The 24,691-nt window shown below is 73.9% G+C and carries 28 protein-coding genes; 11 read left to right on the plus strand and 17 right to left on the minus strand.

What is annotated here, in order from left to right; translation table 11 throughout:
- Positions 1-3 precede the first annotated feature (3 nt).
- Both AB0J97_RS34865 and AB0J97_RS34870 read right to left on the minus strand, forming a co-directional pair.
- Entirely contained in the window at positions 4-684 is a 681-nt protein-coding gene (locus AB0J97_RS34865) for an alpha/beta hydrolase (protein ID WP_364096753.1), read from the minus strand.
- 1 nt (position 685) lies between these two features.
- The gene (locus tag AB0J97_RS34870; RefSeq protein ID WP_364096756.1) at positions 686-1,444 is read right to left on the minus strand and encodes a DinB family protein; all 759 of its coding nucleotides are present in this window, start codon (positions 1,442-1,444) and stop codon (positions 686-688) included.
- Positions 1,445-1,516: 72 nt separating this feature from the next.
- Between AB0J97_RS34870 and AB0J97_RS34875 the strand changes: the two genes are divergently transcribed.
- Positions 1,517-2,482: a WYL domain-containing protein gene (locus AB0J97_RS34875; RefSeq protein ID WP_364096760.1), complete on the plus strand. Its 966-nt coding sequence runs from the start codon at positions 1,517-1,519 to the stop codon at positions 2,480-2,482.
- A 36-nt stretch (positions 2,483-2,518) separates the two neighbouring features.
- On the opposite strand, the gene nhaA is transcribed toward AB0J97_RS34875, so the two are convergent.
- Positions 2,519-3,754: a Na+/H+ antiporter NhaA gene (gene nhaA, locus AB0J97_RS34880; RefSeq protein WP_364096763.1), complete on the minus strand. Its 1,236-nt coding sequence runs from the start codon at positions 3,752-3,754 to the stop codon at positions 2,519-2,521.
- A 239-nt stretch (positions 3,755-3,993) separates the two neighbouring features.
- On the minus strand, positions 3,994-4,140 hold the full coding sequence (locus AB0J97_RS34885) for a hypothetical protein (protein WP_357695474.1): 147 nt from the start codon (positions 4,138-4,140) through the stop codon (positions 3,994-3,996).
- Positions 4,141-4,350: 210 nt separating this feature from the next.
- On the opposite strand from AB0J97_RS34885, the gene AB0J97_RS34890 reads away from it, so the two are divergent.
- Both AB0J97_RS34890 and AB0J97_RS34895 read left to right on the plus strand, forming a co-directional pair.
- On the plus strand, positions 4,351-4,782 hold the full coding sequence (locus AB0J97_RS34890) for a MerR family transcriptional regulator (RefSeq protein WP_364096767.1): 432 nt from the start codon (positions 4,351-4,353) through the stop codon (positions 4,780-4,782).
- A 5-nt stretch (positions 4,783-4,787) separates the two neighbouring features.
- On the plus strand, positions 4,788-5,120 hold the full coding sequence (locus AB0J97_RS34895) for a YnfA family protein (protein ID WP_364096770.1): 333 nt from the start codon (positions 4,788-4,790) through the stop codon (positions 5,118-5,120).
- A 262-nt stretch (positions 5,121-5,382) separates the two neighbouring features.
- Here AB0J97_RS34895 and AB0J97_RS34900 read toward each other — a convergent pair whose 3' ends face one another.
- The 4 genes from AB0J97_RS34900 to AB0J97_RS34915 form a co-directional block, all read right to left on the minus strand.
- Positions 5,383-5,952, minus strand: coding sequence for a PepSY domain-containing protein (locus AB0J97_RS34900; RefSeq protein WP_364096773.1), 570 nt, complete (start codon positions 5,950-5,952; stop codon positions 5,383-5,385).
- Positions 5,953-6,096: 144 nt separating this feature from the next.
- Positions 6,097-6,939, minus strand: a complete 843-nt coding sequence (locus AB0J97_RS34905; RefSeq protein WP_364096776.1) for a GNAT family N-acetyltransferase — start codon at positions 6,937-6,939, stop codon at positions 6,097-6,099.
- Positions 6,940-7,017: 78 nt separating this feature from the next.
- Positions 7,018-8,064, minus strand: coding sequence for a methyltransferase (locus AB0J97_RS34910; protein WP_364096779.1), 1,047 nt, complete (start codon positions 8,062-8,064; stop codon positions 7,018-7,020).
- Between the two features lie 164 nt (positions 8,065-8,228).
- Positions 8,229-9,182 (minus strand): hypothetical protein, encoded by a 954-nt coding sequence (locus AB0J97_RS34915; protein ID WP_364096782.1) that lies wholly within the window; start codon positions 9,180-9,182, stop codon positions 8,229-8,231.
- Between the two features lie 171 nt (positions 9,183-9,353).
- Between AB0J97_RS34915 and AB0J97_RS34920 the strand changes: the two genes are divergently transcribed.
- On the plus strand, positions 9,354-9,962 hold the full coding sequence (locus tag AB0J97_RS34920; RefSeq protein WP_364096785.1) for a peptide deformylase: 609 nt from the start codon (positions 9,354-9,356) through the stop codon (positions 9,960-9,962).
- A gap of 15 nt (positions 9,963-9,977) precedes the next feature.
- Here the strand turns inward: AB0J97_RS34920 and lexA are convergent, their stop codons facing one another.
- Positions 9,978-10,637 carry a transcriptional repressor LexA gene (gene lexA / locus AB0J97_RS34925; protein ID WP_357695458.1) on the minus strand — a complete coding sequence of 220 codons (660 nt, stop codon included), beginning with the start codon at positions 10,635-10,637 and terminating at the stop codon, positions 9,978-9,980.
- A gap of 110 nt (positions 10,638-10,747) precedes the next feature.
- Between lexA and AB0J97_RS34930 the strand changes: the two genes are divergently transcribed.
- Both AB0J97_RS34930 and AB0J97_RS34935 read left to right on the plus strand, forming a co-directional pair.
- Positions 10,748-11,707 carry a DMT family transporter gene (locus AB0J97_RS34930; RefSeq protein WP_364096788.1) on the plus strand — a complete coding sequence of 320 codons (960 nt, stop codon included), beginning with the start codon at positions 10,748-10,750 and terminating at the stop codon, positions 11,705-11,707.
- Positions 11,708-11,798: 91 nt separating this feature from the next.
- Complete coding sequence (locus tag AB0J97_RS34935) at positions 11,799-13,145, plus strand: S8 family serine peptidase (protein ID WP_364096791.1); 1,347 nt, start codon at positions 11,799-11,801, stop codon at positions 13,143-13,145.
- A gap of 93 nt (positions 13,146-13,238) precedes the next feature.
- Here AB0J97_RS34935 and AB0J97_RS34940 read toward each other — a convergent pair whose 3' ends face one another.
- The 4 genes from AB0J97_RS34940 to AB0J97_RS34955 all read right to left on the minus strand — a co-directional run bounded on the left by AB0J97_RS34940 (position 13,239) and on the right by AB0J97_RS34955 (position 17,016).
- The gene (locus tag AB0J97_RS34940; protein WP_357695452.1) at positions 13,239-13,952 is read right to left on the minus strand and encodes a hypothetical protein; all 714 of its coding nucleotides are present in this window, start codon (positions 13,950-13,952) and stop codon (positions 13,239-13,241) included.
- Positions 13,953-14,038: 86 nt separating this feature from the next.
- Positions 14,039-15,082: a helix-turn-helix transcriptional regulator gene (locus AB0J97_RS34945; protein ID WP_364096795.1), complete on the minus strand. Its 1,044-nt coding sequence runs from the start codon at positions 15,080-15,082 to the stop codon at positions 14,039-14,041.
- Between the two features lie 55 nt (positions 15,083-15,137).
- Entirely contained in the window at positions 15,138-16,028 is an 891-nt protein-coding gene (locus AB0J97_RS34950) for an aldo/keto reductase (RefSeq protein ID WP_364096798.1), read from the minus strand.
- A gap of 31 nt (positions 16,029-16,059) precedes the next feature.
- Entirely contained in the window at positions 16,060-17,016 is a 957-nt protein-coding gene (locus tag AB0J97_RS34955) for an NAD-dependent epimerase/dehydratase family protein (RefSeq protein ID WP_364096801.1), read from the minus strand.
- A 72-nt stretch (positions 17,017-17,088) separates the two neighbouring features.
- On the opposite strand from AB0J97_RS34955, the gene AB0J97_RS34960 reads away from it, so the two are divergent.
- Both AB0J97_RS34960 and AB0J97_RS34965 read left to right on the plus strand, forming a co-directional pair.
- Entirely contained in the window at positions 17,089-17,991 is a 903-nt protein-coding gene (locus tag AB0J97_RS34960; protein WP_364096804.1) for a LysR family transcriptional regulator, read from the plus strand.
- Positions 17,992-18,068: 77 nt separating this feature from the next.
- On the plus strand, positions 18,069-18,530 hold the full coding sequence (locus AB0J97_RS34965) for a VOC family protein (RefSeq protein ID WP_364096807.1): 462 nt from the start codon (positions 18,069-18,071) through the stop codon (positions 18,528-18,530).
- A 33-nt stretch (positions 18,531-18,563) separates the two neighbouring features.
- On the opposite strand, the gene AB0J97_RS34970 is transcribed toward AB0J97_RS34965, so the two are convergent.
- Both AB0J97_RS34970 and AB0J97_RS34975 read right to left on the minus strand, forming a co-directional pair.
- Complete coding sequence (locus AB0J97_RS34970; protein WP_357695440.1) at positions 18,564-18,860, minus strand: hypothetical protein; 297 nt, start codon at positions 18,858-18,860, stop codon at positions 18,564-18,566.
- Positions 18,857-19,003 carry a hypothetical protein gene (locus AB0J97_RS34975; protein ID WP_364096810.1) on the minus strand — a complete coding sequence of 49 codons (147 nt, stop codon included), beginning with the start codon at positions 19,001-19,003 and terminating at the stop codon, positions 18,857-18,859. The genes AB0J97_RS34970 and AB0J97_RS34975 overlap by 4 nt, the downstream gene beginning before the upstream one ends.
- Positions 19,004-19,125: 122 nt before the next feature.
- On the opposite strand from AB0J97_RS34975, the gene AB0J97_RS34980 reads away from it, so the two are divergent.
- The gene (locus AB0J97_RS34980; protein ID WP_364096813.1) at positions 19,126-19,767 is read left to right on the plus strand and encodes a 4a-hydroxytetrahydrobiopterin dehydratase; all 642 of its coding nucleotides are present in this window, start codon (positions 19,126-19,128) and stop codon (positions 19,765-19,767) included.
- Between the two features lie 13 nt (positions 19,768-19,780).
- On the opposite strand, the gene AB0J97_RS34985 is transcribed toward AB0J97_RS34980, so the two are convergent.
- Positions 19,781-20,827 carry a cobalamin B12-binding domain-containing protein gene (locus tag AB0J97_RS34985; RefSeq protein ID WP_364096816.1) on the minus strand — a complete coding sequence of 349 codons (1,047 nt, stop codon included), beginning with the start codon at positions 20,825-20,827 and terminating at the stop codon, positions 19,781-19,783.
- Positions 20,824-22,428 (minus strand): PP2C family protein-serine/threonine phosphatase, encoded by a 1,605-nt coding sequence (locus AB0J97_RS34990; RefSeq protein WP_364096819.1) that lies wholly within the window; start codon positions 22,426-22,428, stop codon positions 20,824-20,826. Before AB0J97_RS34990 ends, AB0J97_RS34985 begins: the two co-directional genes overlap by 4 nt.
- A 238-nt stretch (positions 22,429-22,666) precedes the next feature.
- Here AB0J97_RS34990 and AB0J97_RS34995 point away from each other — a divergent pair, with 238 nt between their 5' ends.
- On the plus strand, positions 22,667-24,025 hold the full coding sequence (locus AB0J97_RS34995; RefSeq protein WP_357695430.1) for a potassium transporter TrkG: 1,359 nt from the start codon (positions 22,667-22,669) through the stop codon (positions 24,023-24,025).
- Positions 24,018-24,680: a TrkA family potassium uptake protein gene (locus AB0J97_RS35000; RefSeq protein ID WP_364096823.1), complete on the plus strand. Its 663-nt coding sequence runs from the start codon at positions 24,018-24,020 to the stop codon at positions 24,678-24,680. The genes AB0J97_RS34995 and AB0J97_RS35000 overlap by 8 nt, the downstream gene beginning before the upstream one ends.
- Positions 24,681-24,691 lie beyond the last annotated feature (11 nt).

Here is a 24,691-nt window from a genome sequence, read left to right on the forward strand (position 1 = left end):
AGTTCAGCCGGCCGCCTCGGTCAGGAGCCGGGCCAGGGCGGCCGGCTCGGTGATCATGGGCCAGTGCCCCGAGTCGAGATCGACGAGGTCGAGGTGCTTGACCCGGGCCAGCTCGGGGACGTCGCCCCCGTCGATCCACTCCCGCGCCTGGGCGGGGGTGAACTCCGGGCACACGACAACGGCCGGCACCTCGAACCGCCGCTCGTCCGTCAGCCGCACCACGCCCTTGGCCACCCCCTCCGGGACGGGGACCGCGGCGGCGGCGAAGCTCCGCCGAGCCTCCTCGTCGAGGTCGGCCGCGTCCGGCCCCTCGAACGGCTCCCACCCGGGGAACGGCATGACGCCGTCCGCGATCTCGAAGAAGTCGGCGTAGGCGGCGCCGTCGGCGGCGGGGAAACCACCGATGAAGGCGACCTTGCCCACCTTGTCCGGCCGCGCGTCGGCGGCCAGCCAGGCCAGGGTGCAGGCCGCGGAATGACCGGCCACCAGGGGCCTGCCGTGCGCCGCGTCCACGGCGGTGAGCACCGCGGCCACCTGGTCGGCGAGCGTGGCCGAGGCGGCTCCGTCCCCCTGGCCGGGGAGCGCGACCGGCACGGGACGGTGGCCGAGCGCCTCGATCGCGGACGCCACCTCGTCCCAGGCGGAGGCGTCGAGCCACAGGCCGCCGATGAGCAGGATGTCCATGTCAGTCCTCTTTCTGTAGTGCGTTCAGGTCGCGTTCCGCGTAGAGCCGGTGTTCCCATTCCTCGTGCAGGACGATGTACAGGCACTCCTTGAGGGGGAATCCGGTCAGCCGCGGCCAGCCGGGCTCGTCGCGGGTGACGTCCGCGGCGAGCCGCTCGGCCGTGAGCGAGGCGACGACCTGGCCGACCATCGCCTGACGGGCGCGGCGGACCGCCAGCACCTCCTCCAGCGAGGGCTGTGCCTCGCGGTCCCACGGGACGCCGTCCCAGCCGGGCGCCTCGTCCCAGGGCAGGTCGAGCGGGTGCCACGGCGAGACGTCGCCCACGATCATCCGGCCGACCCAGGCGGCCGAGGCGAAGTTGAGGTGCCGCAGCGTCTGGATGAAGGACCATTCGCCGTCGACGCTCCGGTGCAGCCGCGCCTCCGGGAACGTCGCGGCGCGGGCGAGGGTGCCCGCCCACAGCCGTCGCAGGATCGCCCACGCCTCGGCGAACCCCTCGGGGTCCTCGGGGCGCATCCGGGCGCGCTCGGGCATGCGGCGGTTCAGCTCGGCCTCGACGAGGGGGACGATGTCCACGCCGTTCACCACGACGTTCCGCAGCTCGCCGCTGATCTCCACGTCGACGAGCTCGACGCCGCTCAGCCGCAGGCCGGACAGGTCGGCCGCGCGTACGCGGGCGTCATGGAGGCCCACCCGCGCGAAGGTGGCCTTCCGCAGGTGCACGCCTTCGACGTGCACGTCTTCCTGGAAGTCGGTCATGGCGGCCCACGTTAGGGGGTGTTCCGGACGTTCTACTTCCGGATCTCGCCCTGACCGTTCTAGTCTGCTCGGATGCCGGCCGAACTCAGCCCCACCGCGCGGGCCCTGCGCGCCCTGGAGGTCCTTCAGCGGCGTCCAGGCGTGACGGCCGGCGAGCTGGCCGCGTCCCTGGGCGTGACCGAACGCGCCGCCCGCCGGTACGTCGGGATCCTGCGGGAGGCGGGCATCCCCGTCGAGTCGGCCAGAGGCCCCTACGGCGGCTACCGGCTCGGGCGCGGCACCAGACTGCCGCCGGTCGCCTTCACCGAGCCCGAGGCGCTCGGCCTGGTCATGGCGGTGCTCGACGGCCAGCCGGCCGCCGCCGACGCCGACGACGCCGACGACCTGGTGGGCGCCGCCCTGTCCAAGGTCATCCGGGCCCTGCCGGAAGGCGTCGGACGGCAGGCCGCCGCGCTGCGCGAGCACGCCTGCGCCGCCCCCGACCGGTACGCGGCCCGTCCCGGCATCGCCGTGACCAGCGCGCTCGTCGCCGCGTCCGCGGCCCGGCGGCGGGTGCACATCACCTATCGCAGCGGGTCGGGCAAGGAGTGGGAGGCCGAGGTCGATCCCTGGGCGGTCGTCGTCCGGTACGGGCGCTGGTACCTGCTGTGCCACTCCCACCGCGCCGGCGCGATCCGCACCTACCGGGTGGACCGCGTCCGAACCGTACGTCAGGGCACCCTCGGCTTCCGGCCGCCCGACGGCCTCGACCCGGTGGCGGCGCTGGAGGAGAACCTGGGCACCGGATGGGCGTACTCCACCCGCGTGGTCTTCGACGCGCCCCTGGCCGAGGTCGCGCCCTGGGTCCGCCCGCCCATGGGGCGGCTCGAACCGTACGGGGAGGGCTGCGTGCTGGTCGGGAGCACGGGCAACCCGGCCATGTACGCCCAGGAGTGGTTGCCGGCCGTGCCGTTCGCCTTCCGCGTCGAGGGCGGGCCCGAGCTGCGCGCGGCGGTCGCGACCCTGGCGGCCCGCCTCACCGCCGCGCTGTCCGGTTAACCCGTTCCGTCCTGCCCGGGTCAGCCCGCCTCCGGCCTATCCGGTCAACGCGCCTCCGGCCTGTCCGGTCAGCCCGCCTGCGGCCGCCCGGCGTCGGCGGCCGCGGGCGCCGAGGATCAGGGCGGCCAGCACGGACGCCGCCGCCGAGGCCAGCAGGATCGCGCCCTTGGCCTGGGTCAGGTGCGCCGGGCCGGTGTAGGAGAGCTCGGCGATCAGCAGCGAGACGGTGAACCCGATCCCGCCCAGGACGCCCACACCGGCGATGTCGCTCCAGCTCAGCCGCGGGTTGAGGTGGGCGCTGGTGAGGCGCGCGGTGAGCCACGCCGCGCCGACGATGCCCAGCGGCTTCCCCGCCACCAGCCCGGCCAGCACGCCCCAGGTCACGGTCCCCGCCCAGAAGCCGTCCGCCCCCGACAGGGAGATCCCGGCCGACAGCAGCGCGAACACCGGCAGCACCACCCCGGCGCAGAACGGCCGCAGCGCGTGCTCGGCGCGCTGGGAGGGCGGCTCCTGCTCGCCGGCGCGCGGCCGGGTGCGCATCAGCAGGCCCATCGCCACGCCGGCGATGGTCGCGTGCACCCCGCAGGCGTGCGTCAGCGCCCAGATCAGCACGGCGAGCGGCCCGTACAGCAGCCACGCGGGCAGCGCGCGGCGCACGGCGGTGACCGCGCGGCCCCGCCCGTGCTGCAGGTACGCCCACACGCACAGCCCGGCGGCGGCCCCGGCCAGGGCGGCGAGATTGAGGCCCGAGGTGTAGCCGACGGCGATGACGACGACCGCGCACACGTCGTCCACGGTCGCCAGCGTCAGCAGGAACGTCCGCAGCGGCGTGGGCAGGCCGCGGCCCACGACGGCCAGGACGGCGAGCGCGAAGGCGATGTCGGTGGCCATCGGCACCCCCCAGCCGTTGACCGCCTCTCCCGGCGCGGCGACGTTCACCGCCAGGAACAACAGCGCGGGGATCACCACACCGCCGAGCGCGGCCACGACGGGCAGCGCGGCGCGGCGCGGGTCGCGCAGCTCGCCGTGCACGAGCTCCTGCTTGAGCTCGTTGCCGACAATGAAGAAGAACACCGCCAGCAGCCCGTCGGCGGCCCACGCCTGCGCGCTCAGCCGCAGGTCCAGCCCGGACGGGCCGAACGACCACGTGCGCAGGGCCTCGTAGGAGTCAGCGAGAGGCGAGTTGGCCCAGGCCAGCGCGGCCAGGGCGGCGACGATGAGCAGCACGCCGCCGACCGCGTCGGAGCGGAGGGCGGTGATGATCCGCGACATGAAGGAAGAACTCCAGAACAATAAGAACAATTCGGGCCAACGACTACACCGCCCCCAGCCATGCGGAACCTTCACACAACCTTCAGCCGCACGGCGAAGCCTCCGCACGGCGCAGCACTTCCGGCCGCTGTGCGGCGTTTCGCTTGATGGAGGGCTTGCAGGGCGCCGCGCAGGCCTTTGCGTGGTGCGCGGCTTTCAGCGGTCTCCGGCTGTGCGGGCCGCCGCCTGGCGGAGGGCTCTCAGTGGGCCTGCGGCGGGCGGATGCCCGGGATCACGCCCCACGTGCTGACATAGCCGTTCGTGCCGACCGGACGGAACTCCAGCGGACGCAGCGGGCGGGCGTGCCACTCGCGGGCGAGGTGAAGGCAGGAGCGGAACTCGCGCACCCTTGCCTCCCATTTGTCCGGCCCTATCCCCCTACCACCTTACAAGTTCCCGCCGCCCCTTGAATCCGGTACCCAGGTACGGGGTTACCGTCACGACATGACCACAGGCCTCCCCCTTCACCAGGGTTCCCAGGACCGGACGCCGTCCACATGCACGCGGCACACCGACGTCCTGGACGCTCTCCAGCCCAGAGCCGCCGGGCGGCACGCGTGAGCCCCGAGCCGGAGGAGCCGTACCTGCGCAGCGGGCAGGTCGCCGAGCAGGCCGGGGTCAACATCCAGACCCTGCGGTACTACGAGCGCCGCGGCCTGCTCGCCGAGCCGCGGCGCAGCCCGGGCGGGCACCGCGCGTACCCGCCCGGGACCGTCGCCCTGCTCACCGTGATCAAGGCCGCCCAGCGGCTCGGCTTCACCCTGGACGAGGTCGCCGCCCTGATCGACACCGGCCGCCGCCACCCCACGCCCGACCTGCGCGCCCAGGCCCAGGCAAAGATCGACGAGATCGACGCGAAGATCGCGGACCTGACCACCGTCCGGGAGTCGCTGACCCAGGTGGTCGCCGCCGGCTGCGACAGCCTGACCGGCTGCACCTGCCCCGACTGCCCCCTCCCCGCCGCCGCCCTCGCGGATACGATGTACTGACCGTCATGACGATGATCCGCTCACTGCTGCTGTTCGCCTTGGCCGCGCTCGCCGAGATCGGCGGCGCGTGGCTGATCTGGCAGGGTTTGCGCGAGCAACGCGGCCTGCTGTGGATCGGCGGCGGCGTCGTCGCCCTCGGCCTCTACGGCTTCGTCGCCACCCTCCAGCCGGACGCCAACTTCGGCCGCATCCTGGCCGCGTACGGCGGCGTCTTCGTCGCCGGGTCCCTGGTGTGGGGCATGGTCGCCGACGGCTTCCGTCCCGACCGCTGGGACGTCATCGGCGCCCTGATCTGCCTGGTCGGCGTCCTCGTCATCATGTACGCCCCTCGCACCTGACCCTCGCCTCGCACCCGGGCCGTCGCCCGAGACCTTGCCCCGCTCAGCCCGTCGCCCCCCGGAGAGCCCGTGTTCGCCGGTGTGATGGCCGCCGCGCTCGCTGGTGCGGGCCGCCTGGGCCGCTTTCACGACATCGGCGTCAGCGCCACCATCTGACCGGCCCCCGACGCGCCTGGAGGCGGCACCGGTGTCGATGCCGCCTCCAGACTCGCGCGCCCCCTGACGGCACCCCGGTCGGGGGCTACCGCCAGGCGGGTGTCCCTCAGTCGTCGTCGCCGTGGTCGTCGCCCTGGTCGCTGCCCTGGTCGTCGCCCTGGTCGTCGCTCTTGGCGCCGGCCTTGTCGCCGCCGTGGTCGTCGTTCTGGTCGCCCGCCTGGTCCTCCGCCTGGTCGTCCGCCTGGTCGTCCTCGGCCTCGTCGTCGCTGTCGGCGGTCTGGGCGTTCTTCTGGTCGCCCTGCTGGGCGTCCGTGCGATCGTCGGCGTGGTCGTCGGCGTCGTCGTCCGTTTCCTCGGCGAGGACGGTGCCCTTGGTGGCGTCCACCGTGATCTCGTGCTCGATGCCGTCGGCGGCGTCGATGTCGATCTCCCAGACCTGGCCCTCGTCCTCGTTCTCCAGCTCGGCCGAGGTGACCTTGCCGCCCGGCACCTTCTCCAGCGCCGTCTTCTCGGCCTGCTCCTGGGGGACCGCCGGAGCCGGGGCCGACGTGGCGGCGGACGTGGGGCCGGATGTGGGGCCGGATGTGGGGGTGGAGGCGGTGGCGAAGGCCGTGCCGGCGCCCGCGGCGAGCACGGTGGCCGTGGCCAGTCCAGCGATGATCATAGGCTTGCGCATGCGGAAAACCCTCCGTTGCGTGGTCGTCGTCCTGACGCCTCCCACAGTGGCCGCCGGCACGATAGCGACGAACTGCGAGAACCCTAACGTCCGGTTAAGGCCCGCATCGGAGCCTCACGACCGCCACGCCCGGCTGAGGGGGGCCTACTCGTAGCGGGCGCGGCGAGCGATCTTCTCGAACCCGAGACCTTGGAAGAGGGCGGCAGAGGCCGGGTTGTTGACGTTGACGTCCAGGAAGACCTGGACGGCCCCGCCGTCACGCATACGGCCAAGCGCCGCGACGGCCAGTGCCCGCGCCAGCCCGCGCCGCCGCCACCCGGGCACGGCGCCCACCTGGACCAGGAACTCGTCCGCGCACGTCACGAAGCCGACGGCGACGCCCGCTTCACGCGCCACCAGCGAGCATCCCGGCAGGAACCCGTCGTCCACCAGCCAGTCGACCCACTGCACCCGCGACCACCCGGGAAAACCGGGACGATCCGCGAAGGACGCCGCGTACGCCTGGTAGAAGGCCCCTTCGCTGTCCGGGGACCACTCCTCGACCGCCACCTCCGGCGGCATCGGCACGGACGGCAACGGCACGGTCAGGTCGCGCCGGCAGACGTCCTCGGCGAACGCCTGACGGAACCCGCGCGCCAGGAACAGCGCGTGCGCCTGCGGGGTCAGCGACTCGGTCTCCAGCCGCCCGGCCCCCGGTTTCACGGCCAGCCGGTCGAGCAGGCCGGACCCGAGCCCGCGGCCGCGGTGGCCGGGGTCGACCAGGCCGGTCGCCGCCGTCGTCTCGCCCACCGGCCGCACCGCCCCGCAGGCCACCAGCTCGCCTTCCGCGAACGCGCCCACCGCCGGGCCCCCGGTGTACCTGCGTTCCAGGAAGGACGGCGACGCGGTCGCCGGGAGCCCACCGTCGCGCGCCGCGCACCTGCCGGCCAGGGCGGTGATCGCCGGCAGGTGCGCGGCGGACAGCTCGGCCCATTCGATGGTGGTCACTGCGGTCTCCTTCGCATACAGATGATCAAGTGTCCCATCGCGCCGGAGGTGACGGAGAGCCCAGGTGGGTGCGCCCGGTCAGCCGGGCCCGGGGACGCAGTCGAGGATGACGTTGCCGAGCGGGGTGTGACGCACCTCCGCCACGTCGAGCCCCGCCCTCTCGGCGAGCGCGGCGTAGTCGTCGACCGTTCGTTCCCGGCCGCCGCTGAGGACCAGCATGCGCAGGTTCATCTCGGCGAACATGGCCGGATCGTCGCCGGAGCCGCCCCGGGACTCGATCACCACGATCCGCCCGTGCGGCCCGGCCGCGTCGGCGCAGCGCCGCAGGACGCGTACGGCCTCGTCGTCGCTCCAGTCGTGGATCACGCGCCTGAGCACGTAGACGTCGCCGCCCTCGGGCAGCGGCTCGAAGAAGCTCTGCGGGGCGAACGCGCACCGCTCGTCCAGCCCGAGCCCGGTCAGGGACCGCCGGCCGCGTTCCAGCGTGTCCGGCAGGTCGACGAGCGTGGCCCGGAGCCCGGAGTGGGCCTTCAGGAGCTCGGCGATCAGGGCACCGGTGCCGCCGCCGACGTCGATGACGTGCCGTACGCCGGACCAGTCGTACCCCTCGGCCACGTCGGTGAGGTCGCCGGCCCCGGCAGCCATGAGGGCGTCGAACGACTCGCCCACCTCCCGATGGGCGGCGAGATGGTTCCAGATCGGGACGCCGAACACGGTCTCCCACGCCGGTTCCCCGGTGCGGACGGTGTGCAGCAGGCCGGTGAACGCGACGTCCATCTGCCCGCCGAAGCCGTCCAGGTCGAGCCGGTCCCGCATCATGGAGGGGTGGCCGGAGGCCAGCAGCGCGGCGGGCTCGTTGACCGCGAACACGCCGGGTTCTCGTTCGGCGTAGACGCCGCGGCAGGCGAGGTGGCGCAGCAGCCGCCCCAGCGCGTCGGCGTCGGTGCCGGTACGGCGGGCCAGCTCCTCGACGGGCAGCTCGTCGCCGCCCATCAGATCGGTCAGGCGCAGGGTGGCCGCGACGCGTACGGCCATCGGGGTGACCATGTCCGTGACGGGGGCCAGCACCTCCCACGCCGCTTCCCACGCCGTCGGTCGGACGGTCTCGTCGCTGGTGCCTGTCACGGCCGCAGCCCCCTTCTCCCCAAAGGATCAAGGCTCGCCCGCAACCTACCACGCGATCACCCGCCCGGCCCCTCCCGCGAACAACCGGAAAATCCCGGGACGTCACCGACACGCCCACCCGAGGACCGGCCCGCCGCAGTGGTGGGTCAGCCCTCAGGGGACTGTCAGCCGAGGAGTTTGGAGAACAGGGCGCCGAGGCCGAAGCCGTCCAGGAGCGACTTCGGCCGGTCCTGCTCGGTGGTCGCCGCAGACAGGGGCACGTCCTCGGTGGCGCACGCCGACGGCCTGCCCACCAGGACGTCCAGCATCCTTCGGACGCCGAGCGCGTCGAGCAGCGACACCTGGGACGAGTCGGCCGCGATCGACCTGCCGGTGTCGGAGGAGCGGATGGTCGAGGTGCCGTCGGTGACGCAGGACTCGGGCCGGTTCATCAGCGCTTCGAGCACCGCCGTGGCTCCCTCGGAGTCCAGGAGGGACGTCGCCTCCGGATCGGCCGACCAGCCGACGTCCGAGAAGCCGATGTCCGACGAGCCGGCGTCGGCGGAGTCTGCGGCAGAGGAGGTGGCGACCGAGGAAGTGGCTGCGGAGGTGGCTGCGGGGTCGGTGGCCGGTGGGGCGGCGGGCGGGGTGCATCTCAGGGCGTCGGCGACGAGCGCCTCCAGGATCCGCCTGGCCAGCGCGTCACTGTCCGCGCCGCTCGTGGCCGGCGCGACGTCGCCCGGGTCGCCGCCCGTCCCCGCCGGGCCGACGTCGCCCGGGTCGCCGCCCGTCCTGGCCGGTTGGACGTCCTCCTGCGCGTCCAGCAGGAACACGTAGTCATCCACGTCCAGCAGGAGCGCGTCGAGGAGGCCCGGGAACTCGGCGGCCGCGGCGAACGACGTGTCCTCCGGGAGCGGCTGCGCCCCCGGCCGGTCCGCCGGACGGACGAGCCCTTGCAGGAACGTCCGCACCGCCGAGGTGTCGAGCAGGGCGCTCGCCCCGGCCGGGGAGCCACTGGCGACCTCGATCCGGGCGGCGACGCACGGCGCGGCGGCGGCGCTGCCGTCCTCGGCCGTCGCCGGTGCCACCGCTGTCAGCAGCCCCACCGTGGTCAGGCCGAAGACGGCGATCGTTCTCATGCACATGGGTGCCTCCCGGCGACGTTACGTGATCATCCGCAACGATCATTACCCATAGCAGTGGATCAACTACTCTATGATTGCTTCTAGCCCTCTTTACCCGCCGAAACCGGGTCACCGCCCATGCTCTACCGTCTGCTGAGCGAACGACCGTCGAGCGGAAGGACCCCTATGAGACACCTGAACGGCGTGGGCACCGAGGAGCTGACCGAGCGGGTGCACGCCCTCCTCGCCGCCCCCAGGCCCTGGTCGGTCACCCAGGTCGGCGACCCCGTGCTGCGCCGGACGGCCGAGCCGTACGACGGCCAGCTCTCCGACGCCCTCCTGCGCGAGCTGCTGGACGCGATGTTCCGGCACCTGCCGGGCGTCGGCGTGGGCCTGGCCGCGCCGCAGGTCGGCATCCCGCTCGCGCTGGCGGTCATCGAGGACCCCGCCGAGCTGCCGCCCGACCTCGCCGCCGAGCGCGAGCGTGCCCCGCAGCCGCCTCTGGAGCTGGTCAACCCGGTCGTCACGCCCGTCGGATCCGGTTACCGGGCGTTCCACGAGGGGTGCCTCAGCGTGGAGGGGCTGACCGCCGTCGTCCCCCGGCACGCGCGGGTGCGGCTGTCGGCCCTGGACGGGGACGGCCGCCCGTACGAGACGGAGCTGTCCGGCTGGCCGGCGCGCATCGCCCAGCACGAGACCGACCACCTGAACGGCGCCCTCTACCTCGACCGCGCCGACACCCGCACGATCTCCACCACCGCCAACCACGAGCGTTTCTGGGCCCCCAGACCCTGACGCCCGAGGCGGGGGTCACACGCTGCGGATCACCGAGACCACGATCCCCAGCACCACGGCCCGGTCGCCGTCGATGACGTCGTAGCGGGGGTTGCGCGGTTCGAGCCGGACGTGCCCGCCGCGCCGCCGGTAGACCTTCACGGTGGCCTCGCCGTCGATCATCGCGGCGACGATCTGCCCGGAGTGCGCCTCGGGCTGCTGCCGGACCACGACGATGTCGCCGTCGCAGATGGCCGCGTCGACCATCGAGTCGCCCCGCACCCGCAGGCCGAACACGGTGCCGCGGCCGGTGAGGTCGCGGGGCAGGGTCAGGGTGTCGTCGAGGTGCTCGTCGGCGAGGATGGGGGCGCCCGCGGCGATGTCGCCGACCACGGGGACGCTCACCAGCTCGCCGGACGGCTCCGGCGACGGCGGCCGCAGGAACAGCCGCACGTCGATCGGGCGGGTCATCGTCGTGCCGCGGCTGAGGAAGCCCTTCTCCTCCAGGCTCCTCAGGTGTCTGGAGACCGACGAGGGCGAGCGCAGCCCGACCGCCTGGCCGAGCTCGCGGGTGCTCGGCGGGTATCCGTGCCTGACCACCCAGTCGCGGATCGTGGCCAGGATGCGCTGCTGGCGTTGCGGCAGGGCCGAGAAGTTCAGGTACTCGAACGCGTCGTGGTCGTCGTAGGTGGTCACAGGGGAATGCTAGAGGGCGTCCGGGGGGCGGGTAATCGCGTTGCCCCCGCGCCGCGGGACGTGTCAGGGTCGTGACTTCCTGGCGGTCGTGACGATCTTGGTGGTGCGGCATGAGGTATGCGGGGCCGGCCCTCGCGTTCGGGTCCTCGGCGTGTTTCGCGTTCTCGGGGCCGATGGCCAGGTACCTCGTCGCGGCGGGGCTGACGCCGATCGAGGCCGTGTGGGCGCGGATGACGGCGGCGGGGCTCCTGCTGCTGGCCGTGCTGGCCGTGGTCAGGCCGGGCGCGTTGCGCATCCCGCGGTCCAGGTGGCCGTTCTTCGCCCTGTACGCGGTCATGGCGGTGGCCGGGGTGCAGTCGCTGTACTTCGCCGCGATCACCCGTCTGCCGGTGGGGGTCGCCCTGCTGCTGGTCTACGTGGCCCCGGTGATGGTGGCGGCCTGGGTGCGGCTGGTACGCAAGATCCGGCTCCCACGGGCGGCCTACGCCGGGGCGCTCGTCGCCCTGGCCGGCCTCGGGATCGTCGCCGAGGTGTGGCACGACCTCCGGCTGGACGCGCTCGGCCTGGCCCTGGGCCTGCTGGCCGCGGCGTGCTCCGCCGGATATTTCCTGATGAACGACAGCTTCGGGGACGACGTCGATCCGCTCGGGCTCGTCGCCTGGGGCATGGCGGGCGCGGCCCTGGTGCTCGTCCCGGTCGCCCGCCCGTGGGAGCTGCGATGGGCGGCGTTCACGGAGTCGGCCACGCCCGCGCCCGGGGCCCTGACGCTGCCCGTCCCGCTGGCCTTCCTGTGGATGGTGGTGGTCGCCAGCGTGGTCGCCTACATCCTGGGGGTGAACGCGGTGCGGCGGCTGTCGGCCGCGGTGGGCGCCACGGTGGCGTCGCTGGAGGTCATCGGCGGGGCGGTGGCGGCCTGGGGGCTGCTCGGCGAGGGCCTGGACGGCTTCCAGATCGCCGGCGGCGCGATCGTGCTGTCCGGCGCGCTCCTCGCCCAGACCGCGACCCGCCGGACCCCGACGACGGCCCAGGACGGCGACAAAGAGGTGACCTCCGGGGCAATGAAGTGCTGACACTACTGTAAGTAGTTAATTCACTACAGCGGGTATTTACAAGGGGAAGCAACGAGTATCCCATCCCCGTCCCCGGAGAGGAGGTGGAGCGTTGCGTGTCCTGATCCAGCTCCGCCCCGCCCGTGAAACCGTCGAAGCCGTCCTCGACCCCGGCGTCACCGCCACGGTCGCCGACGTGGCAGGTGACCTGCCGGGAATCGTCCTGGACCAGGCGTTCGCCCCGCTGGCCCTGCCGCGTCCGCTGCCCGCCTCGCCCTCAGGCGGCCTGACGTCGCTCAGCCGGCCGCTGGGCTTCTCCCTGTCGGCCGAGCACGCCAGCGTGCTCGTGCGCGGCGAGCTCTCCGACGACGACCTCACGTCCAGGCTGGCGCTGCTGTCGTCGTCCGTACGTGAGATCGTCGGCGTGTTCGCCGACCCCGCCATCCACCCCAACCTCACCTGCGCCGACACCGGCCCGGTCGGCGACTGGCACGACGTCGAACGGCTGCTGCACGCCTCCGACCTGCGCGCGGCCGGCTACGACGGCCACGGCGTCACCCTGGCGGTCGTGGACGGCGGCGTCAACGCCGACCACGTGAGCACCAAGCTCGGCCGTCAGGTCACCCTCGACGCCGGGCGCAGCTGGGCCCCGCCGGGCGTCACGCCCACGCCGGGGCGCTACCCGGTGGAGCACGGCAGCCTGTGCGCGTTCAACACCCAGATCGCCGCCCCGCGCTCGACGCTGCTCGACGTCGCCGTCCTGCAGAGCAGGAAGGGCACGGTCGAGGGCATGCTGTCCGACGCCGTGGCCGCCTACGCCCATCTGCGCGGGCTCCTGGAGGCGATGCCGGCCGAGTCGCGCTCGCTGGTCGTCAGCAACAGCTGGGGCCTGTACAACCCGGAGCAGGACTTCCCGCCCGGCCACCCCGGCAACTACTCCGACAACCCGTCGCACCCGTTCAACGTCATGATCTCCAGCCTGGAGCACGCCGGGGCCGACATCGTGTTCGCGGCGGGCAACTGCGGACGCGACTGCCCGGCGGCGAGCTGCGGGTACACCGACATCGTGGGCGGCAACGGCCATCCGAAGGTGGTCACGGTGGCCGGGGTCGACACCCACGGCGAGCGCGTCGGCTACTCCTCACAGGGGCCTGCCCGGCTCGGCGACCACAAGCCCGACCTGGCCGCCTACACCCACTACACCGGCTCCGAGGCCAGTGGGCCCGGCACCCCCGACACCGGCACGTCCACCTCCTGTCCCGTCGTCGCCGGCGTCATCGCCGCCCTGCGCACCCGCCACCCGTCGACCAAGATCTCGCCCGCGCAGCTTCGCACGCTGCTCAACCGCACCGCCGAGGACCGCAGCACGGTCGGCTTCGACCATGACTACGGCTACGGCATCGTCAACCCCGCCGGCGTCCTGGCCGCGCTCCGCTCGCACCGCACCCGGGCCGCCTGACCCGCGACGGCGCCGCGCACCCGCCGACGAGACGGGTGCGCGGCGTCACCGTCCACCGGGGAGGGCCGGTGGACGAACCGGTGGAGGAAGAGGTCAGCCGTGGTTCCAGACCGAGGAGATCCGGTCGTTCCAGCCGCTGGGGACGAGGGTCGGGATGTCGGAGAAGGGGGCGACGAGGATGGAGCTGCCGCCGAAGTTGATGTGCTCGTAGTAGCGGACCGTGCAGTTCGTGCCGCCCATGGAGCTGATGACGTCGTTCCAGTCGTGCAGGTGCAGCGGGCCGTGGTAGACGTCGGTCAGGTCGTTCAGGCCCCGGCGGGCGGGGCACCAGAGCCAGTCGCCGGCGTACTCCACGTGCTCGAACATCTGCACCTCGCCCTGCGTGGCCGGGCGCGGGTCCCGCAGCTGCGCCGAGGCCCACAGGGCGCCGTTGAGCGCGGTGTCGTCGGTGAGCGCGGTCAGGCGCTCGGGGTGGTAGAGGTAGGTCAGCGGGCGGCCGTCGAAGCGCGTCAGGTCGGCCGGGTCATGTTCGACGCCGTCCACGACCACCGCCATGGCGGGCGCGGGGTGGGTGACCGGCCGCGCGGGCGCGGGCTTGGGCCGGGTCAGCGCCCGGGCCGGGTCCATCGGCACGGGCTGGGCCGAGCGCGGCGCCCTGACCGCCTTGGCGACGAGCGCCTCCAGCGTGGTGATGCCGTGGTCGCGGAGGAGCGCCAGCACGTCGGCCTCCTCCAGGCCTCCGACGTGGTCGGAGAACTCCAGGAAGCGCTCGACCTGGCGGCGGGCGGGGGTTGAGATCTGGGTCACGGGTGCCTCCCCTGATAGTGCTGCGTACTCCTTCATGGTCGGGTGGGGCGGCGGCCCGGACAGCCCCCCAGTGTTGGGGATGGCGTTCAGGTGGTGAAGGCGGCCATGAGCTCGTCGCGGCCGCTCGCACCGGTCTTGCGGAAGACCGCTTTGAGGTGGTCGTGCACGGTGTGTCCGGACAGGTCGAGCAGCCGGGCGATCTGCTTCGGCGCCGCTCCCCCGCACAGCAGGTCCAGGACGCCGCGCTCGCGTGGGGTGAGGGCGTACCAGTCGCAGAACGAGGGCAGCATCAACCCGCCCACGGCCGACTGGATCACCACGGCCACGTCGCCCGTGCCCTCCGCGTCCAGGGCCTGGGCCTCGACCGCGAGCCAGCGGCCGTAGCGGGCGGCGGGGGCGCAGATGATCGGCCGGGCGGCGTCCGCGCCGCGCGCGTGCTCGGCGGCGTCGGCGGCCAGGGCGGTGACGAACGTGTCGGCGAGCCACGCGTGCACGCCGTGCCGGTCGGGGCGGCGCAGCCGGTCGAGCCACACCTGGGCCTGCGGCGTCACGGCGCGGATCTCGCGGTCGGGGCCGACGACGATCACCCCGGCGGGCAGGGCGGGCACGGTGGGGGCGAGCGGGGCGGCGGTGACGTACCCGCGCAGCACGGTCATCAGGGCGGGGGCGAGCAGCGTCGCCCGGCGCAGGTCGTCCTCGGTGAACGGCGGGGCGTCGCAGGCGCGTACCAGCCCGAGCAGGCCCCAGACGCCGCCGCGCGCGTCACGCAACAGCAGCCGCAGCTCGCAGGAGGCGCCGCAGGCCGCGAACGCCCGCCGCGCCCCCTCCTCGGCCCCTGCCACCGCGACCGGCACCCGCAGCCGGGCCAGGGACGCGGGCCGGCAGGGGTCGCCGTGGGCGCGGCGGTGGGCGAGCAGGGAGACGGCGAGCTCGCGTTCGTACTGATGCCAGAAGCTGAACGAGCCCTGTCCGAGCCCGGTCGCCGGGCTGGTGCCGACCAGGCGCAGCGCGTCGTGCCGGAGCAGCGGGGCGATGGCGGCGGACACGGCGGCGCCGAGGTGCTCGGCGGCGATGCCACGGTCCATCAGGGTGCGCACCTCGTGGACCACGCGGTCCTGGCATGAGCTCACGCGGCCAGGTCAGCACACCACGGCGCCGCCATGCAAGCGCAGGGTAGTCAGGCGGCTACGCATCCGCCGCATCGCCGGCCGGTCCGAGCCGTCGCAGCTCGTCCCGCGTCAGGGTCAGGGCCGCCGCCCGCGCCGACGCCCGGACCGACTCCGGACGGCTGGCGCCCGGAATGGGGACGACGTGCTCGGAGTGGGCCAGGTGCCAGGCCAGGCAGACCTGTTGCGGGGTGACGCCGCGTTCCTCGGCCACCTCGTGGAAGGGGGTGCGCGGCGGGGCGGCGCCGGGGCCGTCCAGGGAGCTGCGGGCGATGCCGCCGAGGGGGCTCCACGGCAGGAAGGCGATGCCGAGGCGGTCGCACAGCCGCAGTTCGGGCAGGCTGTCGCGGTGCCGGGGGCTGTAGCGGTTCTGGACCGAGACGAGGGAGTCGCCGAGGACGGCCCTGGCCTCGTGGATCTGCTCGCAGGTCACGTTGGAGACGCCGGCCGCGCGGATGAGCCCCGCGTCGAGGAGGTCGCGCAGCGCGCCCACCGACTCCGTCCACGGGACGGCCGGGTCCGGCTTGTGCAGCTGGTAGAGGCCGATCGCCTCGACGCCCAGGCGGCGCAGGGAGCCCTCGCAGGCGGCCCTGAGGTGGTCGGGACGGCCGTCGACCGTCCAGGCGCCGTCGCCGGGACGGCCGCGCCCGCCCTTGGTGGCGACCAGCACGCCGGAGGCGTCGCCGGGCCGGGCGGCCAGGGCCTCGGCGATGAGCTCCTCGTTGTGGCCGCGTTCGCCGGCGTGCCAGTGGTAGGAGTCGGCCGTGTCGATCAGGGTGACGCCCGCGTCCAGGGCGGCGTGCACGGTGGCGATCGCGCGGGCGCGGTCGGGGCGGTCCTCGATGGACAGTGGCATGGCGCCGAGGCCGACGGCGCTGACCTCGGCGGTTCCGATGCGGCGGGTGATCATGGTTGTTCGGCTTTCCGGGAGGAGGGCGGCTTCAGGAGGAGGGCGGTAGCGGGAGGAGGGCGGTGACGGCTTCCGGCAGCCACGTCGTGACGTCGGTGAACGGGAAGCCGAGCGCGGCGGCCCGGCCGTTGTCGAGGGCGTAGGAGCGGTCGAAGGAGAACGGCGAGGCCGGTTCGCCGCCGTCCACGACGCGGTAGGCGGGGACCGGCGAGCCGGTGACGGCGGCGATCTCCGCGCACAGGCCGGTGACGGTCGGCGAACCGTGGGAGGCGGCGTTGAGCGCGCCGGTGACGTCGGTCCCCGTGGCCGTCCAGTGCAGGAACGCGGCGATCTCCGCGTGGTGGACGAACGACGTCGGCGCCGGGTCGCGGTGCACGGCGACCGGCAGCCCGGCGCGTACGCGGTCCACGTAGTGGCGCAGGCGCCCGGTGAAGTCGGCGTCCCCGCCGCCCAGGACGTGGGCGCTGCGCACGGCGACGAACGGGAAGGCCGGGTCCCGGGCGAACACCGCCTCGGCCTGCCGCTTGCCCTCCGCGTACGCGCCCGCCTCGCCGAGCAGCCGGGACAGCTCGTCCGGCGACCCCCACGGCAGGCCCGGGTCCACCGGCCAGGACGCGGCCTCGACGACCTCCTCGACGACCGGCGCCACGGCCGGCGACCGGAGGGACGGCGAGGTGGCCGGGTCGTAGACCTCCATGGTGGAGGTCATCACGTACCGGGCGGCGCGCCCGGCGAACACGTGGCGGGCGACGTCGGCGTGCAGCGGCGTGTAGCAGACCTGGTCCACGACGGCGTCGAAGGTCCGCCCGGCCAGGGCGCGGGCGAGGGCCGCCGCGTCCGCCCGGTCGGCGACGACGTGCTCGGCGCCGGACGGCGGCGCGGCCGAGCCCCGGTTGACCACGGTCACGTGGTCGCCGCCGTCGAGCAGCAGGCGGATCAGGCGGCGGCCGAAGTAGCGGTTGCCGCCGATGACGCAGATCTGTCGCATGCCGCCAAGACTGGCCCGGACGGGGTCAGCAGTGGTAGTGGTGACTTGCTGGCCTCGTGTTAAGGAGAACTGTTGATCGACGCCCATCGGCTCAGGGTGCTGCGGGAGGTGGCCGCGCACGGCAGCTTCAACCGGGCGGCGGCCGCGCTGCTGCTCACGCCGTCCGCCGTCTCGCAGCAGATCGCCGCGCTGGAACGGCAGCTCGGCACCGCCGTCGTCACCCGCAGCACCCGTGGCGTGGCCCTCACCGAGCCGGGCCGGCTGCTGGTGGATACGGCCGAGACGATCGCGGCCGAGCTGCGGCACGCCCGGGAGCGGATCGACGAGCTGGCCTCCGGGCGCGGACGGCTGACCGTGGCCACGTTCACCAGCGGGGGCCGCGCGCTGCTGCCCGGCGTGCTGGCGCGGTTCGTCGCCGCCCATCCGCAGGTCGAGACGAACGTGGTCGAGCGGGAGCCGGAGGACAGCCTGCCGCTGGTCCGGCGGGGCGAGGCGGACCTGGCCGTCGCCTACCACTTCGCCGGGCCGCTGCCGGTGCTGCCCGGCGACCGTACGGGCCTGAGCTGGACGCCGCTGGCCGAGGACCCGCTGTCGGTCGCGCTGCCGACCGCCCACCCGCTGGCCGGGCGGGCGTCGCTGGACCTGACCGAGCTGGCCGAGCAGCCGTGGGTGATCGGCTGCTCCAAGACGGAGGCGTTCCTGCGCGGCTACGCGGCGGCGGCCGGGTTCGAGCTGCGGGTCAGCGGCTCCACCAGCGACTACCACCTGGCGCAGGCGCTCACGGCGGCCGGGCTCGGCGTCAGCCTGGTGCCGTCCATCTGCCTGGCGCGCGGGACGCCCGGCCTGGCCGTCGTGCCGCTGAACCCGCCGCGTCCCGTGCGCTACATCGGGGTCGCCACCGCCCGGCGGCGCGACCACCCGCTGGTGCCGACCCTGGTCGAGTGGCTGCGCGAAGAGGCCGCGACGCTGGGCTGACAGCGGACCGGTTCTGTCGGCCGGTGCTGGCACAGTGTTCCCGGAAAAGCTTGCCGCACCGAACGGAGTGATGTCACATGAGCCGCCACATCCAGGTCACCTTCGACGCCCACGATCCCAAGGCGCTGTCCACGTTCTGGCGCGACGCGCTGGGCTACGTCCATCCCGGCCCGCCCGGGGTCGAGCTGCCCGAGGGCGCCGACCCGCTGGCCGCGTGGGACGACTTCCTCGCCCGGGTCGGCGTCCCCGAGGAGGAGCGTGACACCAGGTCGGCCATCGAGGACCCCGACGGGCACGGCCCCCGGGTGTTCTTCCAGCGGGTGCCGGAGGGCAAGGCCGCCAAGAACCGCGTGCACCTCGACGTCCGGGCGGCTCCCGGGCTGCGCGGCGAGGAGCGCATGGCGGCGCTGGAGGCAGAGTGCGAGCGGCTGGTCGGGCTGGGCGCGACGCGGGTGCGGCGGCACGAGCCGGAGCCCCCGTTCGGCGGCGGTCACATCGTGATGACCGACCCCGAGGGCAACGAGTTCTGCCTCGACTAGCGCCGCCGCTCGTCCTCGTGGGACGAGGTGGGGTCAGTCGTCGGCGCACCTGCACGGCAGGGTCACCAGCATGCCCGCCTTGATGTGGGTCACCGTCTTCGAGCCGAGGCAGAAGCGGCAGCCGAGCTGCTCGGCGATCCAGGGGTCGGACCACACCCTGTGCTCCCAGGCCGGCGGCGGCCCGCCGGGGGGCCTGCCGCCGCGCTCGGCGGGCTCGTCGGCGCCGCCCACCCGGCCGAGGCCGCCGCAGAACGTGCAGGTGAGGAACAGGTCCCCGAGCAGTATGCCGCGGGTGCCCTCGCATTCGGGGCAGGTGATCGGGTCCGTCACCTACGGCCCGTCCCGCTGCACGACCTGCACGACCTCCAGGTGGACTGCTGCTCCGACTCGCCGTTCCGGTCGATCCACTCGCCGCCCGCGCCCATGCAGGTGCCGCAGATCGGGAGCTCTTCCTGCTCGCCGTCGTTCGCCATACTCCGGACGGTAGCCGAGCGTGCGCGGGCTGTCTGTCGCTTGACGGAGACGGTCGCGCCGCCTGCCGTCCTCGCGGAACGGGACGCGGAAAGCCTTCGCCGGCGCCTGCGAAGATGACCTCATGACCAAGCTGACCGGACCGCAGATCGCACAGGAGGGGCTGGCCGGGTGGGCGTACCTGCTCGGCGCCCTGCACACCCGCCTCCGCACCGGGACGTTCGCGGCCGGGCTCGCGCTCGTCGACGCCATCGGGGCGGTGGCCGAGGAGATGGACCACCATCCCGACCTCGACCTGCGGTACACCCATGTCGACGTCCGGCTGACCAGCCACGACACGGGCGGGGTCACCGGCCGCGACGTGCGGCTGGCGCGCGCGGTCTCGGCCCTGGCGGCCGAGGCGGGGGTCGGCCTGGACTCCGCGGCCGTCTCCGTGCTCGACCTCGGCCTCGACACCCCCGCCCGGGACTCGATCCGGCCGTTCTGGGCGGCGGTGCTGGCGATGGAGCCCGACGCGGGGGGCGGCCTGCGCGACCCGGCCGGCGCGCTGCCCACCGTGTGGTTCCAGCAGTCCGGTGACGAGGAGCCCCGTCAGCGCTGGCACCTCGACGTGTGGGTGGAACCCGCGCAGGTCCGTCCCCGGATCGACGCGGCGGTGGCGGCGGGCGGCCGGCTGGTCCACGAGGAGGAGGCGCCGCAGTTCTGGGTGCTGGCCGACCCCGAGGGCAACCACGCCTGCCTGTGCACGTGGCAGGAGCGCGACTGACCGGCGGGAACGGTCAGCGGGGCCCGTCCGGCAGCGCGGCGCGGGCCCGGACGATGAGCTCGCGGGTGAGCGGCAGGTCCCTCAGACGGACGTCCAGCGCGTCCAGGGTGACGGCCAGGACGCGCACCGGCACGCCGCGCGCGGTCAGCACGTGCGCCATCCAGCCGGTGAAGGACGTGAACAGGCCGGGGTCGTTGACGTACGCGGCGGCCTTGAGGTAGTCGACGACGTACGCGACGTCCTCGGCGGTGTGCCCGGTCGGTTCCTGGCCCTCGGCGACGGGCGCGTGCTCGTCCAGCTCGTCCATGACGCCTCTGACCAGCTCCTGCGCCCGTTCGGTGAGCGCGGTGTACTCGGGGCCGGCCAGGTGCGGCCGCCGTCCGGCGCCCAGCCCCGTCATGGCCCGGCGCGGCGGCGGCCCGGCGTCGAGCAGGTCGGCGGCGGCCCGCGCGTCCGGCGCCCAGGCGTCGGCCCCGAGCAGGCGGGCGTAGCGGCCGTCGGGCCCGAAGGCGGCGCCACCGGCGAGCACGGGCGTGCCCGCCGCCTGGCAGGCGCTGATGGTGGCGTGCGCGGCGGGCAGCCGGGTGGCGATCGAGCCCGACAGCGCGACCGCGACCGGCGCGGTCCTGTGCACGTGCACGACCAGGTGCGCGGTGGGGACGTGCGCGCCCAGGTAGTCCACCTGCCAGCCGCGCAGCCGCAGCACCTCGGCCAGCAGCCGGGCCGGGAAGGTGTGCCACTCGCCGTCCACGCACGCCACGCTCAACCGCCCCTTGTCCGGCCCGGAACGGTGGCCGCGCACGGCCGGCTCGTGGGCCAGCACGGCGAGCACCCGCTCGTGGACCGCGGTCGCCGTGTGCTCCTGGGCGACGGTGAGCCGGTTGGCCGCCCAGTCCAGGCCCACGCGGGCCTGCGCGACGGCGACGACGTCGATGAGCAGGGTCTCCAGGGGCACGCCGGCGTCGAGGGCGGCCCGCGCGGCGTCGATCGCGGCGTACTCGTCGCCGGCCGTCGCCGCCGCCCGCAGCGTCTCGACGCAGCGCTCGATCTCGTTCTTCACGCCGGAGGACCGCCGTCCTGGCCGTCGGGCGGGCCGTCGGGCGCCTCGCGCGGCGCGCCGATGGCGACGATGGCGATGTCGTCGCGCTCCCGCTCGCCGGCCCACTGCGAGGCGAGCATCTGGACGCGTTCGGCCAGGGCCGCGGCCGGCATGCCGGCGCACTGCCGCAGCTCCTCCCGCAGCCGGTCGTCGCCGAACAGCTCGTCGCCCAGCGGGCCGCCCCTGGCCTCGATGACGCCGTCGCTGTAGAGCAGGCAGGTCTCGCCGGGGTCCAGGAGCACCGTCTCGGTCACGCTGGTGATCTCCTCCAGCAGGCCGATCAGGGTGCCGCGGGTGAGGGCGTCCTCGACCCGGCCGTCGTTGCGCACGATCATCGGCGGCGGATGCCCGGCGCTGGTCAGCCGCAGCTCCAGCCGCGGGCCGCGGCGCCCGACCCCGGCCAGCACGAGCGTGACGTACCGCGGGCTGGACTCGGCGAGCAGCACCTCGTTGAGCCGTTCCAGCACGCGCTGGTGGTCGTCGGCCAGCGGCAGCAGGGCGCGCAGCGTGTTGCGGATCTTGCCGGTGAGCACGGCGGCCTCCAGCCCCTTGCCGGAGACGTCGCCGAGGACCACCAGCGCCGTCCCGCCGGAACCGGCGACCGGGTGCACGTCGTAGAAGTCGCCGCCGACCAGCGCGCCGTGGCCCGCCGCCCGGTAGCGGGCCGCCACGTCGGCGACGTCCAGGTACGGCGTCATCGGCGGCAGCAGGTCGGCCATCAGCGTCTCGGTGACGGCCCCCTGCTCGGCGTACACGCGGGCGATGGAGATCGCCGTGCCGGCGCGGGCCACGAACAGCCGCGCGAACACCTCCTCGGCCGGGGAGAAGCCGGTCGAGCCGCGCAGCAGGATCAGCGCGCCGGCGGGCAGGCCGTAGCCGGGCAGCGAGATCACCACCACCGAACGGATCCCGTCGTGCCCCTCGCCCAGCACCCAGCCGGGCGCCCGCTCGGGGTCGACCCAGCGGGCGGGCACCGGCGGGAAGGCCCGCAGCGCCTCGGCCAGGCCCGGCAGGTCCCGCGGATCGAGGTCCAGGTTCCTGCGCACGGCCTCGCCGCCGGCGTCGTGGTAGGCGACCTCGTACCGGCGGCCCAGCGGCACGACGACCCGGGCGGCCTCGGCGAGGTGCGTCACGGCCAGGCGGGCGACCGCCTCCAGGCAGCGGTCGAGGTTGAGCGAGGACAGCAGCTCGGTGGCGGCCGCCACCATGGACGCGGCCGAGTCCTGCTCGGCCCGCAGCACCTCCATGGCGTGCTCCCGTTCGGTGACGTCGACCAGCCACCAGGTGACGCGGTCGCGGCCGGCGTGCACGGGATGAGCTTCGAACACCCGCTCCCCGACCGGCCCCCGGACGGGCCGGGGCTCGCCCTCGGCGTCGGGCGTGCTTCCGGTGCCGGGCGGGGCGGCCAGGCGGGCGCAGAGTTCGTGGTGGGCGCGGGCGAGCCATTCCGGCCCGATCCGCGCCGCGCCGCCCAGCAGCGACCGGGCGGCGGCGTTCGCCCGCTCGACGGCGCCCGAGGCGTCGGCGACCAGCATCGGGTACGGCGTGTCCTCCCCCAGCATGCCGATCGCGCCCCGTTCGTGATCACCTACGTGACTGTCACTCTACTGACGTGACCTGCACGGCTTTCCCGATGCCGAATCGTTTTTGTCGCATTTTTAGCCGCAGCGCCCCGGCGCGACACGATTCCCGTCCCGGCTCCGGACGCGTTTGCGGCAGCAGTGGCCGGGTGGTCTACGGTCTGATCGTGCTCGCCTCACATCATGCCCCCCGCGCGGCCGCGGCCGGAGGGAACGCGTCATGAGACATCAGCGGCTGACGGGCGTCTTCCTGTCCCGGTTCCACCACCCGGCACAGGTCATCGCCACCGGGTTCGCCGCCTTCATCCTGACCGGCACGGCCCTGCTGACCTCGCCGATGGCCACGGCCGACGGCGAACCGGCCGGCTGGCTGACCGCGCTGTTCACCGCGACGTCCGCGGTCTGCGTGACGGGCCTGGTCGTGGTGGACACCGCCACGCACTGGTCGGTGGCCGGGGAGGTGGTGATCGCCGGGCTGGTCCAGGTGGGCGGCCTGGGCATCATGACGATGGCCACGCTGTTCACCGTCCTGGTGGCGGGCCGGCTGGGGCTGCGCGCCCGCATGTTCGCCCAGGCCGAGACGAAGACGCTGAGCATGTCCGACGTGCGGCGCGTGGTGCGCAACGTGGTCATCTTCAGCCTCGTGTCCGAGCTGATCGTCGCCGCGCTGCTCACCGCGCGCTTCGTCACGGGCTACGGCGAGCCGCTGGGCCGCGCCATGTACCTGGGCTGGTTCCACGCGGTGTCGGCGTTCAACAACGCCGGGTTCGCGCTGTGGCCGGACAACATGATGCGCTTCGTCAGCGACGCGTGGATCTGCCTGCCGATCGCGCTGGCGGTGATCGTGGGAGGGCTGGGCTTCCCGGTGGTGTTCGAGCTGGCCCGCGCCTGGCGCCGGCCCAGCCGCTGGTCGGTGCTCACCCGGGTGACCGTCGGGGTGACGCTCGTCCTGCTCGCGGTGGGCACACTGATCTTCCTGGTGACCGAGTGGCGCAACCCCAGGACGCTCGGCGGGCTCGACGACTCCGGCAAGCTGCTGGCCGCGTTCTTCACCGGGGTCATGCCGCGTTCGGGCGGGTTCAACAGCCTGGACATCGGCCAGCTCTACCCGAGCAGCCTGCTCGCCACCGACCTGCTGATGTTCATCGGCGGCGGCAGCGCCGGCACGGCGGGCGGCATCAAGGTCACCACGTTCGGGCTGCTGGTGTTCATCATCTGGGCCGAACTGCGGGGAGAGCCTCGGGTGAACATCGGCCACCGGCGCCTGGCCGAGTCCGCGCAGCGTCAGGTCATCTCGATCACGATGATCGGCGTCGTCCTGGTCGCCGTCTCGACCTACCTGCTGCTCGCCATCACTCCCCACAGCCTGGACCAGGTGCTGTTCGAGGTCGTCTCGGCGTTCGGCACGAACGGGCTGTCCACCGGCATCACCTCCCAGGCCACGCCGGCCGGACAGGTGCTGCTGGTCGCGCTGATGTTCATCGGGCGCATCGGCCCGCTCACACTGGGTTCCGCGCTCGCCCTGAAGGAGCGCACCCGTCGGTACGAACTACCCGAGGAACGTGTCATCGTTGGCTGACAAGAAGACAGACCCCGTCGTGGTCATCGGCCTGGGCCGGTTCGGCACCTCGCTCGCCCTGGAGCTCACCCGGCGCGGCACCGAGGTCCTGGCCATCGACAACCGGCCCAAGGTCGCCCAGAGCCTGGCCGGGCAGATCACCCACATCGCCACCGCCGACTCCACCGACCTGGAGACGTTGCGCCAGCTCGGCGTGCCCGACTTCTACCGGGCGGTCGTGGCCATCGGCAGCGACCTGGAGGCCAGCGTCCTGACCACGTCGCTGCTGATCGAGCTGGAGATCGACGACATCTGGGCCAAGGCCGTCAGCCGCCAGCACGGCCGGATCCTGGCGCGGATCGGCGCCCATCACGTCGTCTTCCCCGAGCACGACATGGGCGAGCGGGTGGCCCACATGGTGACCGGCCGCATGCTGGACTTCATGCAGGTGGACGAGAACTTCGCGATGGCCAAGACCCGGCCGCCCAAGGAGTACATCGGGGTGCCGCTCGGCCGTTCCAACCTGCGCCGCAAGCACGGCGTCACCGTGGTGGCGGTCAAGAGCGCGGAGGAGGAGTTCACCTACGCCGGTTCCGACACCGAGCTGGGCTACGGCGACGTGATCATCGTCTCCGGCCGTACGGAGGACGTCGAGCGCTTCGCCGACCTCACGTAGCCGGGCGGTCG

This window comes from Nonomuraea sp. NPDC049607, from assembly GCF_040675375.1.
In the GTDB taxonomy this organism is placed as follows: domain Bacteria; phylum Actinomycetota; class Actinomycetes; order Streptosporangiales; family Streptosporangiaceae; genus Nonomuraea.

Bases quoted from the DNA above. Each gene is read 5' to 3' on its own strand.
- AB0J97_RS34900 (WP_364096773.1), bottom strand. From the start codon at position 5,952: ATGCGCAAGCCTATGATCATCGCTGGACTGGCCACGGCCACCGTGCTC.
- AB0J97_RS34865 (WP_364096753.1), bottom strand. From the start codon at position 684: ATGGACATCCTGCTCATCGGCGGCCTGTGGCTCGACGCCTCCGCCTGG.
- AB0J97_RS34950 (WP_364096798.1), bottom strand. From the start codon at position 16,028: ATGATCACCCGCCGCATCGGAACCGCCGAGGTCAGCGCCGTCGGCCTC.
- AB0J97_RS34955 (WP_364096801.1), bottom strand. From the start codon at position 17,016: ATGCGACAGATCTGCGTCATCGGCGGCAACCGCTACTTCGGCCGCCGC.
- AB0J97_RS34930 (WP_364096788.1), top strand. From the start codon at position 10,748: ATGAGGTATGCGGGGCCGGCCCTCGCGTTCGGGTCCTCGGCGTGTTTC.
- AB0J97_RS34990 (WP_364096819.1), bottom strand. From the start codon at position 22,428: ATGCTGGGGGAGGACACGCCGTACCCGATGCTGGTCGCCGACGCCTCG.
- AB0J97_RS34965 (WP_364096807.1), top strand. From the start codon at position 18,069: ATGAGCCGCCACATCCAGGTCACCTTCGACGCCCACGATCCCAAGGCG.
- AB0J97_RS34895 (WP_364096770.1), top strand. From the start codon at position 4,788: ATGACGATGATCCGCTCACTGCTGCTGTTCGCCTTGGCCGCGCTCGCC.
- AB0J97_RS34915 (WP_364096782.1), bottom strand. From the start codon at position 9,182: ATGAGAACGATCGCCGTCTTCGGCCTGACCACGGTGGGGCTGCTGACA.
- AB0J97_RS34870 (WP_364096756.1), bottom strand. From the start codon at position 1,444: ATGACCGACTTCCAGGAAGACGTGCACGTCGAAGGCGTGCACCTGCGG.
- AB0J97_RS34975 (WP_364096810.1), bottom strand. From the start codon at position 19,003: ATGGCGAACGACGGCGAGCAGGAAGAGCTCCCGATCTGCGGCACCTGC.
- AB0J97_RS34995 (WP_357695430.1), top strand. From the start codon at position 22,667: ATGAGACATCAGCGGCTGACGGGCGTCTTCCTGTCCCGGTTCCACCAC.
- AB0J97_RS34875 (WP_364096760.1), top strand. From the start codon at position 1,517: ATGCCGGCCGAACTCAGCCCCACCGCGCGGGCCCTGCGCGCCCTGGAG.
- nhaA (WP_364096763.1), bottom strand. From the start codon at position 3,754: ATGTCGCGGATCATCACCGCCCTCCGCTCCGACGCGGTCGGCGGCGTG.
- AB0J97_RS34920 (WP_364096785.1), top strand. From the start codon at position 9,354: ATGAGACACCTGAACGGCGTGGGCACCGAGGAGCTGACCGAGCGGGTG.
- AB0J97_RS34980 (WP_364096813.1), top strand. From the start codon at position 19,126: ATGACCAAGCTGACCGGACCGCAGATCGCACAGGAGGGGCTGGCCGGG.